The following is a 15,799-nucleotide window of genomic DNA, read 5'->3' on the forward strand; positions in this document are numbered from 1 at the left end:
GTTATGGGTATCATCAAATTTGCCAGGGGCGCCACGCTGAGCGACAAGGATCGCAAGGCCCTTCAGAAGCTGCTCGCCGCCGAGAAGAAGAAGCTCCAGTCCGCGCTGAAGGAAGTCGACGCCAGCCTTTCGGTGCTGAGCGGATCGAAGAAAGCCAAGAAGAAGAAAAAGTAAGCTTCGTCGGCCGGGACGCCGTACGAACTTCAGACTTTGGGCTTTCGGAGTTGGGCCGCTTGTGCGTCGCGTTGGGGTCTCGCACAAGCTTGCGCCTGTAAACCGGCCTGCAAATCGACAAGAAATTGCCCGGGTGTATCGCTAGGAGCGGTCCGCCCAGGTTGCTTCTTGCTCCGTTGATTCTTCCGCCGGGACCGGGTTTGGCCTCGCCCGACGCCAAAGGCCTTTTTGATGGCAGACGACAGGATTGAACTATTCGTTGGACTGATCGAAACCATCGACGCGCCAGGCGCGGTCGATGCGTGTCGGCGCCTGCTTTCGGTCGACGAACGGGCCAAGGCCGACCGTTTCATGTTCGAGCGGCATCGACGGCAGTATATCTTCGCGCATGCCATGCTGCGCATGGCGCTGTCGCAGGTCGCCTCCAACGTTGCCCCCTCCGACTGGTCCTTTGGTGCCGGCCGTTACGGGCGGCCGTTCGTCGCAGCGCCCAAGACGTCGCCCGCACTGCATTTCAGCCTGTCGCATGCCGACGGCTGCGTCGCCTGTGTCGTGTCGAGGCATGAGGCCGTCGGCGTCGATGTCGAAACCGTGTCCCGGCGCGTCGCGCCGCTGTCCACGGCGCTTCGATTCTTCGCGCCGGAAGAGGTCGAAGCCTTGCGCGGGCTGCCCGAGCCCGCCGCGATCGAGCGCTTCTTCGACTATTGGACGCTCAAGGAGGCCTATCTGAAGGCCAGGGGCTTCGGGCTCAATCTGCCGCTCGATGCCTTCGCCATGCAGGTGTCGCACGAGGCGATCGAGATCAGCTTCAAGCCCGACATCGCCGACGACCCCCAAGGATGGCGCTTCTCGCTGTGCTCGCCATCGCCCTCGCACCGCCTCGCGATCGCCGACGGCTCCCGTGCGGCCGGCGGCCTTCCCATCAACCGCAACGCATGGCCGCTCCGGGAAGCGGCTGAATGACGGCTCCGCGGCTGCGCGTCTTTCCGGCGATTTCACGCAACCGCGATCCCAAGGCCTATGTCGGCGAGCTGATGCGGGTGGCCCAGTTCGCCGACCAGAACGGCTTCGAAGGCATTCTGCTGTTCGAAGGCAACGACGTGTTCGTCGAGCCCTGGGCGATGGCTCAGCACATCATCGCAGAGACGGCGCAAACTTCGCCGCTGATCGCGGTCAATCCGGTCTATGTGCACCCGTTCACGGCGGCGAGGTTCGTCTCCTCCTTCGCGCAGCTCCACGGCCGCAAGGTCTATCTCAACATGATCACGGGCACCGCGGTCAGCGATTTGCAGGGGCTGGGTGATGACGCCTCGCATGCCGACCGCTACGTCCGGCTCGGCGAATTCGTCACGCTGATGCGCGAGTTGCTCACAAGCCCGCGGCCGGTGAACTTCCAGGGGCGCTTCTATCACGCCAGACATCTGCAATTGCGACCGCGCCTGCCGGCAGAGCTCATGCCGGAATTCCTGATCGCGGGCCAGTCGGACGCGGCGCAGCGCGTGGCACGGGACACCGGCTGCATCAAGATGCAGATGCTGCCGCCCGACCTCGATCGCGGCCTCGCTGCGCCCGGCATGAATTTCGGGATCTTTGCCCGCGAGGGACCCGACGAGGCGCGGCAGGCCGCGAAAGCACGCTTCCGCGACAACCCCGATGATCGCGAGCTGCTCTTGCTGACCATGGAGAACACCGATTCGGTATGGAAGCGGCACCTCTATGCCGGACAGAACGCCGAGCTTGCCGACAATGGCTACTGGCTCCTGCCGTTCCTGACCTTCCAGGCCGACTGTCCGTACCTAGTCGGCAGCTACGCCGAGATCGGCGCAAAGCTGAAGGAATTTGCGGCGAAGGGCCTGACCACTGTTATGCTCGACATGGTCGCCGACGAGACCGAGATGCAGCACGTGCGCAAGGCACTCGCGGCGAGCGGGATGTTTTAGAGATTTGCGAGCGCTGCTCTCTCCGCCGTCATGGCCGGGCTTGTCCCGGCCATCCACGCATTGCCGCGCGCTCAAAGAACGTGGATGCCCGGGACAAGCCCGGGCATGACGACCAGGGCGGGAGAGGTGAAGAGCCGGCCTCACCGCGCCTCTTCGAATCCCGCCAGCACCGAGGTCAGGTTCGCGCCCAGAATATCCGAGAGATAGCCGCCCTCCTGCACGAACACGGTCGGCAGGCCCATCTTTGCGATGGCCTGGCCGATGCGGCGGAAGCCGGGCGTGGTGACCGCCAATCCCTTCAGCGGGTCGTGCTCGGAGGCGTCCAAGCCGAGCGCGATGACGAGCGCACCCGGCGCGAACGACTCGATCGCCCTGCGCGCGGCCTCCAGCGCCTGCATGTAGCCGTCATCGCCGGTGCCAATCGGAAGCGGAATATTGAGATTTGCGCCGAGACCCGGCCCCTCGCCGCGCTCATGGGCATAGCCCCACACATAGGGATAATACGCGACCGGATCGGCGTGGATCGAGATCGTGTAGACGTCCGGCCGCGCGTAGAAGATTCCTTGCGTGCCGTTGCCGTGATGGACGTCGACGTCGAGGATGACGACGCGCTCGTGCTTCTGCCGCAGATGCGCCGCCGCGATCGCGCTGTTGTTGAGGAAGCAGAAGCCGCCGGCCATGTCGCGATAGGCGTGATGGCCGGGCGGACGGCAGAGCGCGTAGGTTGCATCCTCGCCGTCCATCACCATCTGCGCCGCGGTGACTGCGACGTCCGTCGCGACACAGGCGGCGGCCCAGGTGCCGGGCCCGATCGGCGCCGCGGTATCGGCGGTGTGCCAGCCGAGCTTGCCGACGATGTGGGTGGGATAGGTCGCGGCGTGGCGCACCGGGTGGATGTTGCCGATCATCTCCGGGCCGGAATCGCCGAGCGCGGTCCAGGCGTCCCAGGCCTCGCTCAGGAACGACAGATATTCCGGGCTGTGAATCCGCGCGCGGGGCCCCTGCCCGAACGTCGTCGGCTCGACCAGCTGATGCTTGCCGTCCTTTAGCCCCTTGAGCAGGCGGTCGGCGCGCTCGGGCTGCTCGGTGGTGCGCTTGACGACACCGCGAACCAGAAAGAACTGCGGATCATGGCTGCGGTGCAGCTCGGTATGGACGGCTTTCACTCCAACACTCCGTGGTCGCATCCTTGTTGACGTGCCACGGATGTCTTGGTCCCCGCGGCGGCCAGATGCAAGCAAGAAGAATGCCGCACCTGTCGCGCGGCTCTGCGCCTAAAGCAGATCGTGCTTAGCAGCGGCCACGCTGGAGACAATGCTCGCGGCCGGGCTGGTCGGTGCGGAAGGATTCGATGAAGCCGCCCTGGCGCTGCGTGACGAAGACGGTCTTGCCGTCGCTGCCGCCGAAGGCGAGATTGGTCGGCTCCTTGGCCTTCAGCGCGATCTCGCGCTCGACCACGCCGTTCGGCTTCATCAGCGCGATCGCGCCCTTGAGAATGCGCGCGACATAAAGCCGGCCGGTGACGTCGGTGCGCAGACCGTCGACGGTATCCGGTTGGAACGATTTGACCAGCTTGGCATCCACGAGCTCGTTGCCGCGGATGCCATAGGACCAGATCTGGCCGCTGCTGGACTCGCCGACATAGAGCGTCTTGCCGTCCGGGCTGAGATCGATCCCGTTGGTGGTGCCCATGGCGCGCGGCGACGACATGACCTGCCCCTGCACCGTGCCGTCGGCGCCCTTCGCAATGCGCCAGATGAAGCCTTCCCGGCCTTTCCAGTTCGGGTCGCTCGCATAGATCGTGCCGTCGCGTGCGATCGTGATGTCGTTGGGCTGGTTCATCTCGTCGGAATGAAACCAGACCGCCGGCACGGCCGTGCCCTTCGGGATCGCGAAGATGTTGTGCTTCTTGTAGTCGGAGATGAACATGGTGCCGTTCCGGTCGAAGCGGATGGCATTGCCGACACTGCCTTCGGGCAGCACCGTGAACGGCTCCGACGCCGTGCCGCCGGCCGGCAGCCGGCCGATGGTGCCCGGCTTGCCGAAATTGACCACGAACAGGTTGCCGTCGAGATCGGCGGCGGGCCCTTCGATGCCGAACGTGTATTCGCCCGCTTGCGTCACCTGCACGCTTTCGAACAGCTTGGTCGCGGCAGCGGCCGGCAGTGTCGCGACGAGCAGGATGCTACTGCACAGGCACCAGAAATTCCTGCCGGATGTAATAGCCATCGTCGTCGGTGCACTCGCCGTTCAAATAGGGATCGGCCGGCCGGAAGAATCGGCTGAAGCCGGGTTTGTCTACAGCGCTCCTTTGTGTCACGACCACGACCTTGGCGGCCGGTATTTCGCCGCATTCCCTGCTGGTCCGGCCAAAGAACTTGCGCTGGGGTGGGCCGGGCTTGATCCGCATGCGCGTGCCCGGGACCATTTTCGCAACGAGCAGGTCCGCGGTGTCGAGCAGCCGCGTATAGCCCGGCTCGGTCTTCGGCAGGTTCTCGCCGCCCGGCGGCATCAGCTTCTCTGCACCGAGACCGCGCAGCCGCGTGCGCAGCTTGCCGGCATCGGGATCGCCGGGATAGATCCAGCTGTCCTGCGACAGCATGAAACGAAGTACGGCGCCGTCCTTCTCTGCCTCGGATTGGCCCGGCTTCAGGCCGAAATCGGAGTGGCAGCCGACGCAATGCTTCTCGACGAGGCCCTTGCGCAGCGTGGCGAGGCGAGCGCTGTTCTGTGAATCTCTCGCCACGAATGCCGCGAGCTGTTCGATCATCGCTGGGCTGCGCGTATCGCAGGGGAGCTGCGCCGGCGCATCTCCGGCGGCGCGATCGATGCGGATCACGGTCTTGTTCTTGTCCTCGACCAGCCAGATCGCGCCGTCTTCCGCCACCGTCATGCCGACCGGGGCGCCTTGCGGCCGCGCGCCATTGACGCGGTGCCAGCCCGAGATCAGCTCCTCGAACGGCGCGGCAGCGACCTCGCCGGCGTCGGTTTGAAAGCTGCGGGTCGGGTCCGCCGCGCAGCTCACGTGGTAATGCACCGGCGCCCGCACAGGCTTGGGGAAGCCGCGCTCATCGACGTCATAGATCAGGACGCGGCTGCCCGTCGGGCGATAACCGTGCAGTCCGACCAGCAGCTTGCCGTCCAGCTCCGGAAATTTCGTGCCGTGATAATAGAGCATCGCGAGCGGCGCGCCGTGCGGCGGCATCAGAGAAAGCGGCGGCTTGTAGAGCGCATTCGCCGTGCACAGCGATTTGTACGGCCCCGATTGCAGCACGCTCCTGAATTCCGGGCTCGGCGTCGACACATCGTAGCAATAGGGCCAGCCATAATGCCTGCCCTGCTCGATCGCGTTGATCTCCTCGTTCGGCTTGAAAATGTCGGGCAAGTCGCGGCTATTCTCGGCTTGCAGGAAGGCGTAGCCGGCATCGGGAAAGTTCGGATGCAGCACCAGGGCCATCGAGTTGCGCAGGCCGCGCGCATAGACCGTGTGCGGCGGATCGGGATCGTTCGATCTCAACGCCGGGAAAACACCACCTGCAGGCGGCGTGTACAGCCAGATCGATGCCATTGCGGAGGCGCCTTCGGCGGCCGCGCAAGGCTTCGTCATCGGTGCAGCCCTGACGCAATCGTCGTCATGTGAGCCGATATTGACGAACAGCCGTCCGTTTCGGTCAAAGGCGAATGGTTTGAGCGGATGCGCGCTCTCGTCGATCCCGGTGCCGTCGGGCAGCGCGATCCGACGGCCCGGCATGTGACGGATGATGGTCTCGACCGTGCCGCGCGGATTGTCGGCGAGCGGGTCGAATCGGAAGATCGTCTCGGCAGTCGAGGCATAGAGCTTCCGGTCGGGAGCGATCACCAGGCCGAACGGATATTCGATCCCGGTCAATAGCTCCTTGAGGCGCTGGCCCTGGGGCGCATGCGGATCGAGCAGCAGCAGCCGTCCGTCGGTGCGGCTCCAGCCGCCCATGTCGGCCACCACGAACAAGTCTCGGCCGGGCAGTTGGACGATCGCGCGCGGGAATCTGAGGCGGTCCTCCTCGCTGGCGACGAGGCCGGCGCAAAATCCCGCCTTCATGTCGATCTGGAGTCTCGGAAAGGCGAGATCGCCGCTGCCGCAGGTGTCCGTGCCGATCGCATAACCGCTCTTCTTCACCGCTTCGAACGACGCTCCCGGTACGACGCCGAGCAGCGCCCCGGCGACGACAGCCGCAAGCAAGCAGAGGCGTCTGCCTTCACGCCGGAATGTAAGGTAGTTCACGGCAGCTTCCCCGGATTCCCGGTAAACTTGTTCCATGCCGCCGGAGCGCCGTCCAGTTGATGCTCACCCGCCTGTGATCAAACCTGAAACGGCGTTGGCACCGACCAATCTCCGTAATTTCCCTTACCGGGTTCGGCCCGAATGTTTCGCGAATGCCCCGGGTGGTATCAGTTTGCCATCCCCGCCGCTCCCTACAGGAGGCGTACATGGTCCAGGTCTACTTCCACTGCTCCAATACCGAGGGCACGCTGATCGATCGCTACGGCACCGCGGTCTCCAACCTCACCGAGGCTCGCGACCGCGCCGCCCAGATCATGCGGTCGATGATCCTGACCCCGAGCAGCGAGGATTGGCGCGACTGGGTGATCCATGTCAGCGGTTCCGACGGCGAGGATCTGTTCGATCTCCCCTTCACCGCCATGCTCGGCAAGCCGCATTGAGGTGATGCCATGCTGCTCGCGTCCCTGACCCTGCTCCGCCAGCCCCTCAGCTTCGTCGCCGGCAAATGGCAGACCCTGATGAGGGTCGCAGGCAATCCGTACCGGCCCGAGCTTCACTACATGCGCGGCCCCGGCCCGAAATGGCGCGCCAAGTACCAGGCCAGCCGGCTGGACCGCGGGCTTTGAACGCGGCGACTTCGGTTCTTTCTAGCTAGCGGTCTCTCCACTCGTCATGCCCGGGCTCATCCCGGGCATCCATGTTTTGCCCTGCGCGAAGAACGTGGATGCCCGGGACAAGCCCGGCCACGACGGCGCGGGAAGCGGCGCCGCCTCACCTCCCCGTGAACCTCGCCTTGCGCTTCTCGACGAAAGCATTGCGGCCCTCGACCGCGTCGGCGCTCTTGCGGATGGTGGCCTGGAGCTCGATCTCGCGGCGGAACTGGGCCTCGTAGGTCTCGTGCTCGCTCTCCTCGACGAGTTGGCGCGTTGCGACCAAAGCGCGCGTCGGGCCGTCGGCGAGGCGACGCGCGAGGGCGAGAGCCTCCTCCATCAGCCTGGCATCGTCGACAACCTGCCGCACCAGGCCGATCTCATCGGCGTGCTCGGCGGTCAGCGGCTCGTTCAGCAGCATCAATTCGAGCGCGCGCTGGCGGCCGATCAGGCGCGGCAGCAGCCAGGTCGAGCCGAGATCCGGCACCAGCGCGATGCGGCTGAACACCTGGATGAAGCTCGCCGACCGCGCCGCGACAATGATGTCGCCGGCCATAGCGAGGCTGAAGCCGCCGCCGGCCGCCACCCCGTTGACGGCGACGACCACGGGCACACGACACTCGCGCAACGCCTTGAAAGCCGGCCAGTAGAACCGCATCACGCCCGCCGCGATGTCCTCGCCGAGCGCTTCGGATGCCTTCAAATTCTGTCCTGAGCAAAATCCGCGCCCGGCGCCGGTGAGGATCAGCGCACGGACGTCTTCGTCCCGCGTCATCTCGCCGACGGCGCTGGCCAATGCGCCGAGCAGGTCCGGCGTCATCGCGTTGAGGCTGGCCGGCTCGTCGAGCGTCAGGATCCCGACTGCGCCATCCCGCGCCTGTTTCACACCAGCCATGTCGCGCCTCCCTTGCGATGTTCTCGTTGGCGGCAATGTGCCATTGTCCGCGCGCTTCGCCAATCGCGGAGCCTCGAATTCAACGCAGCGAAGCCATCGACGAGCATCAAGACGACAACATGCCTCACCAGTTCAGCCTCAACCAATCCATCCGCAAACCCGCCGTCACATCCAAGGGCGGAATCGTCGCCTCGCAATCGCGACGGGCGGCTGAAGTCGGCGCGGACGTGCTGGCCGCGGGCGGCGACTGCGTCGACGCGATCGTGGCGACCACCATGGCGCTGAACGTGCTGGAGCCCTGGAATAGCGGCATCGGCGGTGGCGGCGCGATGGTGCTCTACCGCGCCAAGGAAAATAGCTATGAGGTGATCGACTACGGCATGTGCGCGCCGCAGAGCCTGCGCGCTACCGACTATCCGCTCAGCGGCGAAGGCGCCGCCTCCGATCTCTTCCCCTGGCCGCGGGTGAAGGACGATCGCAACGTCCACGGCCCCGGCTCGATCGCCGTGCCCGGCGTCGTCGCCGGAATGGAAGAGGCGCATCGCCGCTACGCCAAGATGCCGTGGAAGGATCTGGTCGCGCCGGCAGCGAAGCTCGCCGGCGAAGGTCTGCTGGTCGATTGGTGGACCACGGTGACGATCTCGGGCTCGGCCGCCGATCTCAGGCGCTATCCCGCGAGCGCGGCCGCCTACTTGAAGGACGGCCTGCCGCCGAGCGCCCCATGGGGCATCAAGGCCGAGACGCGGCTGCCGCAGGACAGCCTGAAGGCGACGCTGTCGCATCTCGCCGAGGCCGGCCCGCGCGACTTCTACCAGGGCGATCTCGCCAGGAGCATCGCCTCCGACATCAAGGCGGACGGCGGCTCGTTGTCGGTGGAGGATCTCGCCGCGTTCCGCGCCCATCCGCGCGCGCCGCTGGCGATCCCCTATCGGGGCGGCAAGGTATTTGCGACGCCGGAGCTCACGGCGGGGCCGACGATGGCGCATGCGCTGCGCCTTTTGCAGCAGAGCCTGACGCCGGCGAGCGCGCCGGATGCCGGCGCCTATGTCGAATATGCACTCGCCCTGCAGGCAGCCTTCCGCGAGCGGCTCAAGGACATGGGCGATGCCGACGGCAAGCGCTCGCTCGGCGCCGAATATCTGGCGCCCGCCTGCACCACGCATTTCTCGGTGGTCGATCGTCACGGCAACATGGCAGCGGTGACGCAGACGCTGTTGTCGTCGTTCGGCTCGCGATATGTGACACCGCACACCGGCATCACCATGAACAACGGCATCATGTGGTTCGACCCAACGCCTGGCACCACTAACTCGCTGGCATCAGGCAAGCGCTGCCTGTGCAACTATACGCCCGTCATCGCCGAGACGAAGGACGGCAGGCGCCTCGCCGTCGGCGCATCCGGCGGACGCCGCATCCTGCCCTCCGTGATGCAGCTCGTGTCCTTCGCGATGGATTTCGGCATGGATCTCGATGCCGCCATCCACCAGCCGCGCATCGACGCCAGCGAGGGCGCGGTCGTGATCGGAGACGCGCGCCTGCCGGAGGACGTGCGCGAAACGCTGGGCGCGCGCTTCGACTATGAAGAAAGCCGCGTGCAGGCATTGCCGCAGAAATTCGCGTGCCCGAGCGTGGTGATGCGCGAGGGCGACACGAATTTCGGCGCGGTCGAGATCTTCCAGCCCTGGGCCGACGCGGTCGCGGAAGGCTGAGCGGACGCATCGATGCGAGATGTTACCAGCGCGCGTTGAGCCAACGCGCCGTTGCGCATCTGCGCGAGCGTCACGACTCCTCCACATTCGCAGGGAACTTACCTGGCCGGGATCCGTTCATTGAGCGGACAAGTGCGCTCACCCCTGGAGGACATGATGAAGAAACTTGCGCTCGCCGCGTCGCTGGTTATTGCGGCAGGCTTCACATTTGCAAACCCTGCGCTGGCCAAGGGCGGCCATGGCGGAGGTCATGGCCATGGTCACGGCCACAAGTTCGGCCATTACCATGGCGCGCCGCACGGCTGGCACCATGGACGCAAGGTCGGCTGGCGCGGTCACGGGTGCCCGCCCGGCCTGTGGAAGCAGGGCCGCTGCTGAAGCTTGATCTGCCAATCATTGCAAGGCGTCGCTCCTGATCGAGCGGCGCCTTCTTTAAATGCCGAGCCGGTCGCGCACGCGGCCCGCGATCACGGCGGTCGTCACCCCGACCGGCCAGAACGCGTGCATCGGGATCGGCTTGATGCCGGTGACCGGCATGTCGATCTCGGCCTTGGCGCCGCCGATCAGCCGGCGCGCCAGCTGCGCGCCCATCGCGGTCGAGAGCGCGACGCCGCGCCCGTTGCAGCCGAGCGAGATCAGGATGTTCTCCGCGGGCTCATGCACGTGCGGATAATGATCCGCGGTGATGGCGAGGCGGCTATTCCAACCGTGGGTCCAGGCGACGCCCTTCAGCTGCGGCCACAGCCGCTCCGCATAGCGCATGAGATAGGCAACGTCGTGGGGCGATTTGATCCAGCGCATCGGGCCGCGCCCGCCCATCAACAGGCGATTTTGCTGATCGATACGGTAATAGACCGTGATGTGGCCGCTCTCGTAGAGCACGGACCGTGTCGGCATGATCGAACGGGCGACCGCATCCAAGAGTGGCGCAGTGGCGGCGATCGAGGAGAACACCGGCACGATGGTGCGGCGGAGCGCGGGCCAGAGATCGTCGGTGAACCCGTTGGTCGCGAGCAGGACCTTGTCCGCATGAACCACGGCGCGCGGCGTTTCGATGCGCCAGCGCGAGCCCTCGCGGCGCAGTGACAATGCCGGCGTCTCGCCAAAGACCTTGGCGCCGGCGGAGATCGCTGCGCGCGCGAGACCACGGGCGTAGCTGAGGGGATGCAGGTCGCCGCCGCGGGTATCCAGCATTGCGCCGATATAGCGATCCGTGCCGGTCATCTCGCGGAGCTGCTCGCGATTCAGATAGGTCACCGGCATGCCGCGGCGGATGCACTGCTGCGCAGTCTTCTCGATGGCCGCGGCGCTGGCCTCGTGATAGGCCGCGCGGAGCGTGCCGTTCTGCCGCGCCTCGCAGGGAATCTGGTAGCGACGGATCAGATCGTGGGTAAAATTCGTGGTGCCGTAGGAGAATGCGATCATGCGGCGGCCGAGCTCCGCGCCGAAATCGGCCTCGATCTGATCGGGATCGTGCTTCAATCCGGGATTGGTGTGGCCGCCATTGTTGCCGGACGCGCCCCAGCCCGGCTCCTGCGCCTCCAGCACCAGCGCCTCGACGCCTTGCTCGGCCAAGTGCAGTGCCGTCGAGAGGCCGGTGTAGCCGCCGCCCACGATCGCGACCGAGACGTTCTTGTCGACATCGAGCGGCGGCGTGGCCACCGGCGCAACGGCGGTGTCGGCATAGACCGAGGGCGGCAAGGGCAGGCGCGTCATGGCGAAGACCGATTAGAGCGGATGCAGCACGCGGCGCAGGAAGTCCTGCGTGCGCGGATGCTGGGGTTGATTGAGCAGGGCCTTGGCCGGCCCCTGCTCGACGATGACGCCGCCGTCGATGAACAGCACGCGATCGGCGACGTCGCGGGCAAAGCCCATCTCGTGGGTGACGACGACCATGGTCATGCCGTCGTCGGCGAGCTTGCGCATGACGCCGAGGACGTCGCCGACCAGCTCAGGGTCGAGCGCCGAGGTCGGTTCGTCGAACAGGATGGCCTTGGGCTGCATCGCGAGCGCCCGTGCGATGGCGACACGCTGCTGCTGGCCGCCAGAGAGCTGCGGCGGATGCGCATCGGCCTTCTCCGCGAGCCCGACCTGGGCGAGCAGCGCACGGCCGCGCTCGAGCGCAGCGGCACGCGGCTCCTTCTTTACATAGAGCGGCCCTTCGACGACGTTCTCCAGCGCGGTGCGATGCGGGAACAGGTTGAAGCGCTGGAACACCATGGAGACCTGGGTGCGGATGGCCACGATCGACGGCGCGTCGCGGTCGACCTTCAGGCCTTCGACGCTGATCTCGCCGCGGTCGTAGCTTTCGAGCCCGTTGATGCAGCGCAGGATGGTCGACTTGCCGGAGCCGGACGGCCCGATGATGCAGACCACCTCGCCCTTCTGCACAGAGGCATCGATGCCCTTGAGCACCTCGACCTTGCCAAAGCTCTTGTGGACGTCGTTCAGCTCGATCATCGCTTGCCGGCCCGCTTCTCGAAGTGACGGACCAGCAGGATCAGCGGGATGCTCATGGTGAGATACATCAGCGCCACCAAGGTGAACACGCTGGTGTTCTTGAAGGTCGAGGAGGCGATCAGCTTGCCTTGCAGCGCGAGCTCGGCGACCGTGATGGTGGAGGCCTGCGAGGAATCCTTGAGCATCATGATCATGACGTTGCCGTAGGGCGGCAGCACGATGCGGACCGCCTGCGGCAGCACCACGCGGCGCATGGTGAGCCACCAGCCCATGCCGATGGACTGCGCCGCCTCGATCTGCCCCTTGTCGATCGCCTCGATGCCGGCGCGGAAGTTCTCCGCCTGGTAGGCCGAATAGGCGATGCCGAGCCCGAGAATCGCGGCCTGCAAGGCCGATAGTGTGACGCCGAGCTCCGGCATCACGAAATAGAGGTAGAACAGCAGCACGATGATCGGGATGCCGCGGATCACGTTGATCAGGCTGGCGCTGAGCATCGACAGCGCCTTGATGCCGGAGACACGCATCATCGCCCAGATGAGGCCGAGCACCGTCGAGAGCAGCAGCGAGCCGACGGTGACGATGATCGTCAGCGCGACGCCGTTCAACAGGATCGGGAAGAACTCGACGGCGTCGCGCCAGAAGCCTTTCATCGGGCAGCCTTCATCGATCGGGCGTCATCGATCAACCCTGTGCCTTCAGGCCCCATTTATCGAGGATCTTGTCGATGGTGCCGTTGGCCTTGAGCTTCGCGAGCGAGGCGTTGATCTTGCCGAGCAGCGCGGCCTCGCCCTTGCGCACGCCGATGCCGACGGAGCCGACGGTGACGGGCTTGTAGCCATCGACGAGGCGCACCTCGGGGAAGCCGCCCTGCTTCAGATTGTAGGCGAGGATCGGATAGTCGGCGTAGCCGGCCTTGAGGCGGCCGGTGTTCACGTCGCGCAGGATGTCGGGAATGGTGTCGTATGCCTTCACCTCGGCGAACAGGCCGGACTTCTTCAGCGCGTCGACGAAGGCGGTGCCGACTTGCGCGCCCACGGTCTCGCCCTTCAGATCCTCCTGCGTGGCATAGGCCTTGGTGTCGCTCTTGGGCACGACGAGGCCCTCGCCATAGGTGTAGATCGGGTCGGAGAAGTCGACGACCTCCTTGCGCGGCGCCGTGATGAACATCGCGGCCGCGATGATGTCGATCTTGCTCGACGTCAGCGACGGGATCAGCGCCGAGAATTGCATCGGCTCGATCTGCACATTGAAGCCGGCGTCCTTGCCGATCTCGGTGACGAGATCGACCATGATGCCCTGGATGGTGTTGGTCTTGGTGTCGAGGAAGGTGAAGGGAATGCCCGTCGGCGTCGAGCCGACCTTCAGCACCTGCTGCGCCGAGGCCGGCGTCACCGCTGCAATTGCGAGTGCCGCGACCGCGGCCTGGACAAAACGCTTCATCGCATCCCCCTTTGGGTCTAGCCGATGTCGGCACTGGCGCGTGTCAGGATCAGACGTTGCGGGCCAAGCCGTTTCGGCCTATTTTCACCAATATGAAAATTTGGTCACACTTTCGCGGATGACGCAAGCGGTTTTCATGCACATGAAGGAAGCGATCTGACGTGAGCGGTGGCAAAAGAATGCGCAAACCGGCCGCCGCAAAGCCGGCCAGGAAGCTGAAGGCCAAGGTCAGAACCAAGGCAGTCACCAAACCCGCCGAGCCCGCGATGGACGTCGCGGTCGGCCGCCGCATCAGGGATATCAGGCGCGTCAGGCAATTCTCGCTGGAAGCGGTCGCCTCGCGCACCTCACTCTCGATCGGCTTCCTCAGCCAGATCGAGCGCGGCCTGTCCTCACCCTCGTTGCGCGTGCTGGCGACGCTCGCCGACGTGTTCGGCGTCGGCATCGCCGCACTGTTCGGTGCGAGCCCGAGCGCCGACGGTGCACCCGACCAAGTGGTGACGCGCGGACTGCAACGGCCCGAATTGAAACTCTGGCGCACCGGGGTGTCCAAGCAATTGCTGAGCCCGGCAAGCGCCGACAACAAGCTGAACCTGTTCCTGGTGCATCTCGACCCCGGCGGCTCCACCGGCGACGAGCTTTACACCCATGACGGCGAAGAGGCGGGCCTGGTGCTCGAAGGCGAGATGATGCTGACGGTGGACAGCGAGACGTGGTCGCTCAAAAGCGGCGACAGCTTCCGGTTTGCCAGCCGCAGGCCGCACCGGTTTTCCAATCCGGCCGAGGATGCGAAAGCGATGGTGCTGTGGGTGAATTGCGTGACGGGGGCGGGGTGAGTTCGGAGCTTACCACTCAGCGCGCGCAGCGAGAGCAAACAGAGCCACAACGCCTCCACGTCGTCATTGCGAGCGAAGCTAAGCAATCCAGAGTCTTTCCGCGGAAAGACTCTGGATTGCTTCGTCGCTTCGCTCCTCGCAATGACGAGGGGATAGAGCTTTACCCAAACCGGTGCTTGTACCGCTCCACCGACAGCTCACTCACGTCGATATCCGGCTTCCTGCCCGACAGCATGTCCGCGAGCACGCGGCCCGAGCCGCAGGACATGGTCCAGCCGAGCGTGCCGTGGCCGGTGTTGAGGTGGAGGTTGACGTAGTGCGTCGGGCCGATCACGGGCGGGCCATCCGGCGTCATCGGACGCAGGCCGCTCCAGAACGTGGCCTTGGACAGATCGCCGCCGCGCGGAAACAGATCGGTCAGCGAATGGTCGAGCGTGGCGCGGCGTGCGTCGTAGAGCTTGTCGGAATAGCCGGAGATTTCGGCGGTGCCGCCGACGCGGATGCGATTACCGAGGCGCGTGATCGCGACCTTGTAGCTCTCGTCCATCACGGTGGATTCCGGCGCGCCCGAGGCGTCCTTGATCGGCACCGTGATCGAATAGCCCTTCACCGGATAGACCGGCAGCGAGATGCCGAGCGGCGCCAAGAGGCACGAGGACCAGCTACCGAGCGCGAGCACATAAGCGTCGGCCTGCAGCAGGCCGGCGCTGGTCGCAACACCGCTGACGCGCGCGCCGTCGGTGACGATGCGGTCGATCCCGGTGTTGAACATGAACTTCACGCCAAGTGCTTCGGCATGCTTGGCCAGCGCCTGCGTGAACATGTGACAGTCGCCGGTCTCGTCCTGCGGCAAGCGCAGTCCGCCGACGAACTTCTCCTTCACGGCACCGAGCGCCGGCTCGGCCGCGATGCAGCCCTCGCGGCTCAGCACCTCGAAAGGCACGCCGTATTGCTTGAGCACAGCGATGTCCTCGGCCGTGCCGTCGAGCTGGGCCTGGTAGCGAAACAGCTGCAGCGTTCCTTGCGCGCGCTCGTCATATTGGATGCCGATGTCGCGGCGCAGATCGCGCAAGGAATCGCGGCTGTATTCCGCGATCGGAATCATCCGGCTCTTGTTAACGGCGTAGCGCGCGCTGGTGCAGTTGCGCAGCATCTTGAGCAGCCAGACCCACATGACGGGATCGAGCTTCGGCCGGACCACCAGCGGCCCATGCTTCATCAAGAGCCATTTGATGGCCTTCACCGGCACGCCAGGACCGGCCCAGGGCGAGGAATAGCCCGGCGAGACCTCGCCGGCATTGGCGAAGGAGGTCTCCAGCGCCGGCTCGGGCTGCCGGTCGACGACCGTCACTTCATGGCCGGCACGTGCGAGGTAGTAGGCAGAGGTGACACCGATGACACCGCTGCCGAGGATCAGGACTTTCACGCTTCGTC

Annotated in this window: 17 protein-coding genes; 8 read left to right on the forward strand and 9 right to left on the reverse strand. The window is 65.5% G+C overall.

Features of this window, described 5'->3' with window-relative positions:
* Positions 1-3 precede the first annotated feature (3 nt).
* The 3 genes from LPJ38_RS34985 (at position 4) to LPJ38_RS34995 (ending at position 2,114) form a co-directional block, all read left to right on the forward strand.
* Positions 4-174, forward strand: coding sequence for a hypothetical protein (locus LPJ38_RS34985; protein ID WP_167520586.1), 171 nt, complete (start codon positions 4-6; stop codon positions 172-174).
* A gap of 231 nt (positions 175-405) precedes the next feature.
* Entirely contained in the window at positions 406-1,137 is a 732-nt protein-coding gene (locus LPJ38_RS34990) for a 4'-phosphopantetheinyl transferase family protein (protein WP_145638175.1), read from the forward strand.
* Positions 1,134-2,114, forward strand: coding sequence for an LLM class flavin-dependent oxidoreductase (locus LPJ38_RS34995; protein ID WP_145638177.1), 981 nt, complete (start codon positions 1,134-1,136; stop codon positions 2,112-2,114). The genes LPJ38_RS34990 and LPJ38_RS34995 overlap by 4 nt, the downstream gene beginning before the upstream one ends.
* 140 nt (positions 2,115-2,254) lie before the next feature.
* Here LPJ38_RS34995 and LPJ38_RS35000 read toward each other — a convergent pair whose 3' ends face one another.
* From LPJ38_RS35000 to LPJ38_RS35010, 3 genes are all read right to left on the reverse strand, one after another.
* Positions 2,255-3,280 (reverse strand): histone deacetylase family protein, encoded by a 1,026-nt coding sequence (locus LPJ38_RS35000; RefSeq protein ID WP_145638180.1) that lies wholly within the window; start codon positions 3,278-3,280, stop codon positions 2,255-2,257.
* 124 nt (positions 3,281-3,404) lie between these two features.
* The gene (locus LPJ38_RS35005; protein ID WP_145638182.1) at positions 3,405-4,343 is read right to left on the reverse strand and encodes an SMP-30/gluconolactonase/LRE family protein; all 939 of its coding nucleotides are present in this window, start codon (positions 4,341-4,343) and stop codon (positions 3,405-3,407) included.
* A complete protein-coding gene (locus LPJ38_RS35010; protein WP_167520587.1) occupies positions 4,300-6,375 on the reverse strand; it encodes a PQQ-dependent sugar dehydrogenase in 2,076 nt (691 codons plus the stop codon). Before LPJ38_RS35010 ends, LPJ38_RS35005 begins: the two co-directional genes overlap by 44 nt.
* A gap of 206 nt (positions 6,376-6,581) precedes the next feature.
* Between LPJ38_RS35010 and LPJ38_RS35015 the strand changes: the two genes are divergently transcribed.
* Together LPJ38_RS35015 and LPJ38_RS35020 are read left to right on the forward strand one after the other, a co-directional pair.
* A complete protein-coding gene (locus LPJ38_RS35015; protein ID WP_008561893.1) occupies positions 6,582-6,815 on the forward strand; it encodes a DUF6894 family protein in 234 nt (77 codons plus the stop codon).
* 9 nt (positions 6,816-6,824) lie between these two features.
* Complete coding sequence (locus LPJ38_RS35020; RefSeq protein WP_167520588.1) at positions 6,825-7,001, forward strand: hypothetical protein; 177 nt, start codon at positions 6,825-6,827, stop codon at positions 6,999-7,001.
* A gap of 145 nt (positions 7,002-7,146) precedes the next feature.
* Here LPJ38_RS35020 and LPJ38_RS35025 read toward each other — a convergent pair whose 3' ends face one another.
* The gene (locus LPJ38_RS35025) at positions 7,147-7,920 is read right to left on the reverse strand and encodes an enoyl-CoA hydratase-related protein (RefSeq protein ID WP_145638188.1); all 774 of its coding nucleotides are present in this window, start codon (positions 7,918-7,920) and stop codon (positions 7,147-7,149) included.
* A gap of 119 nt (positions 7,921-8,039) precedes the next feature.
* On the opposite strand from LPJ38_RS35025, the gene LPJ38_RS35030 reads away from it, so the two are divergent.
* Both LPJ38_RS35030 and LPJ38_RS35035 read left to right on the forward strand, forming a co-directional pair.
* The gene (locus tag LPJ38_RS35030) at positions 8,040-9,629 is read left to right on the forward strand and encodes a gamma-glutamyltransferase family protein (RefSeq protein WP_167520589.1); all 1,590 of its coding nucleotides are present in this window, start codon (positions 8,040-8,042) and stop codon (positions 9,627-9,629) included.
* A gap of 153 nt (positions 9,630-9,782) precedes the next feature.
* On the forward strand, positions 9,783-10,007 hold the full coding sequence (locus LPJ38_RS35035; RefSeq protein ID WP_167520572.1) for a hypothetical protein: 225 nt from the start codon (positions 9,783-9,785) through the stop codon (positions 10,005-10,007).
* A 54-nt stretch (positions 10,008-10,061) separates the two neighbouring features.
* Here the strand turns inward: LPJ38_RS35035 and LPJ38_RS35040 are convergent, their stop codons facing one another.
* The 4 genes from LPJ38_RS35040 to LPJ38_RS35055 are packed head-to-tail and all read right to left on the reverse strand — an operon-like array spanning position 10,062 to position 13,529.
* Positions 10,062-11,345 (reverse strand): NAD(P)/FAD-dependent oxidoreductase, encoded by a 1,284-nt coding sequence (locus LPJ38_RS35040; RefSeq protein WP_145638194.1) that lies wholly within the window; start codon positions 11,343-11,345, stop codon positions 10,062-10,064.
* A 12-nt stretch (positions 11,346-11,357) separates the two neighbouring features.
* Positions 11,358-12,089, reverse strand: coding sequence for an amino acid ABC transporter ATP-binding protein (locus tag LPJ38_RS35045; protein WP_145638197.1), 732 nt, complete (start codon positions 12,087-12,089; stop codon positions 11,358-11,360).
* On the reverse strand, positions 12,086-12,739 hold the full coding sequence (locus LPJ38_RS35050) for an amino acid ABC transporter permease (RefSeq protein WP_145638201.1): 654 nt from the start codon (positions 12,737-12,739) through the stop codon (positions 12,086-12,088). Before LPJ38_RS35050 ends, LPJ38_RS35045 begins: the two co-directional genes overlap by 4 nt.
* Before the next feature lie 31 nt (positions 12,740-12,770).
* On the reverse strand, positions 12,771-13,529 hold the full coding sequence (locus LPJ38_RS35055; RefSeq protein ID WP_145638204.1) for an ABC transporter substrate-binding protein: 759 nt from the start codon (positions 13,527-13,529) through the stop codon (positions 12,771-12,773).
* A 179-nt stretch (positions 13,530-13,708) separates the two neighbouring features.
* On the opposite strand from LPJ38_RS35055, the gene LPJ38_RS35060 reads away from it, so the two are divergent.
* Positions 13,709-14,365: a helix-turn-helix domain-containing protein gene (locus LPJ38_RS35060; protein WP_167520590.1), complete on the forward strand. Its 657-nt coding sequence runs from the start codon at positions 13,709-13,711 to the stop codon at positions 14,363-14,365.
* Between the two features lie 160 nt (positions 14,366-14,525).
* Here the strand turns inward: LPJ38_RS35060 and LPJ38_RS35065 are convergent, their stop codons facing one another.
* Positions 14,526-15,791 carry a D-amino acid dehydrogenase gene (locus LPJ38_RS35065; protein WP_145638209.1) on the reverse strand — a complete coding sequence of 422 codons (1,266 nt, stop codon included), beginning with the start codon at positions 15,789-15,791 and terminating at the stop codon, positions 14,526-14,528.
* Between the last annotated feature and the right edge of the window lie 8 nt (positions 15,792-15,799).

It is taken from the genome of Bradyrhizobium daqingense (assembly GCF_021044685.1).
GTDB lineage: Bacteria > Pseudomonadota > Alphaproteobacteria > Rhizobiales > Xanthobacteraceae > Bradyrhizobium > Bradyrhizobium daqingense.

What these genes read in the sequence shown, in the direction of transcription:
- LPJ38_RS34985 (WP_167520586.1), top strand. Translation starts at nt 4, where the DNA reads ATGGGTATCATCAAATTTGCCAGGGGCGCCACGCTGAGCGACAAGGAT.
- LPJ38_RS34990 (WP_145638175.1), top strand. Translation starts at nt 406, where the DNA reads ATGGCAGACGACAGGATTGAACTATTCGTTGGACTGATCGAAACCATC.
- LPJ38_RS34995 (WP_145638177.1), top strand. Translation starts at nt 1,134, where the DNA reads ATGACGGCTCCGCGGCTGCGCGTCTTTCCGGCGATTTCACGCAACCGC.
- LPJ38_RS35005 (WP_145638182.1), bottom strand. Translation starts at nt 4,343, where the DNA reads ATGGCTATTACATCCGGCAGGAATTTCTGGTGCCTGTGCAGTAGCATC.
- LPJ38_RS35015 (WP_008561893.1), top strand. Translation starts at nt 6,582, where the DNA reads ATGGTCCAGGTCTACTTCCACTGCTCCAATACCGAGGGCACGCTGATC.
- LPJ38_RS35020 (WP_167520588.1), top strand. Translation starts at nt 6,825, where the DNA reads ATGCTGCTCGCGTCCCTGACCCTGCTCCGCCAGCCCCTCAGCTTCGTC.
- LPJ38_RS35025 (WP_145638188.1), bottom strand. Translation starts at nt 7,920, where the DNA reads ATGGCTGGTGTGAAACAGGCGCGGGATGGCGCAGTCGGGATCCTGACG.
- LPJ38_RS35030 (WP_167520589.1), top strand. Translation starts at nt 8,040, where the DNA reads ATGCCTCACCAGTTCAGCCTCAACCAATCCATCCGCAAACCCGCCGTC.
- LPJ38_RS35035 (WP_167520572.1), top strand. Translation starts at nt 9,783, where the DNA reads ATGATGAAGAAACTTGCGCTCGCCGCGTCGCTGGTTATTGCGGCAGGC.
- LPJ38_RS35040 (WP_145638194.1), bottom strand. Translation starts at nt 11,345, where the DNA reads ATGACGCGCCTGCCCTTGCCGCCCTCGGTCTATGCCGACACCGCCGTT.
- LPJ38_RS35045 (WP_145638197.1), bottom strand. Translation starts at nt 12,089, where the DNA reads ATGATCGAGCTGAACGACGTCCACAAGAGCTTTGGCAAGGTCGAGGTG.
- LPJ38_RS35050 (WP_145638201.1), bottom strand. Translation starts at nt 12,739, where the DNA reads ATGAAAGGCTTCTGGCGCGACGCCGTCGAGTTCTTCCCGATCCTGTTG.
- LPJ38_RS35055 (WP_145638204.1), bottom strand. Translation starts at nt 13,529, where the DNA reads ATGAAGCGTTTTGTCCAGGCCGCGGTCGCGGCACTCGCAATTGCAGCG.
- LPJ38_RS35060 (WP_167520590.1), top strand. Translation starts at nt 13,709, where the DNA reads ATGCGCAAACCGGCCGCCGCAAAGCCGGCCAGGAAGCTGAAGGCCAAG.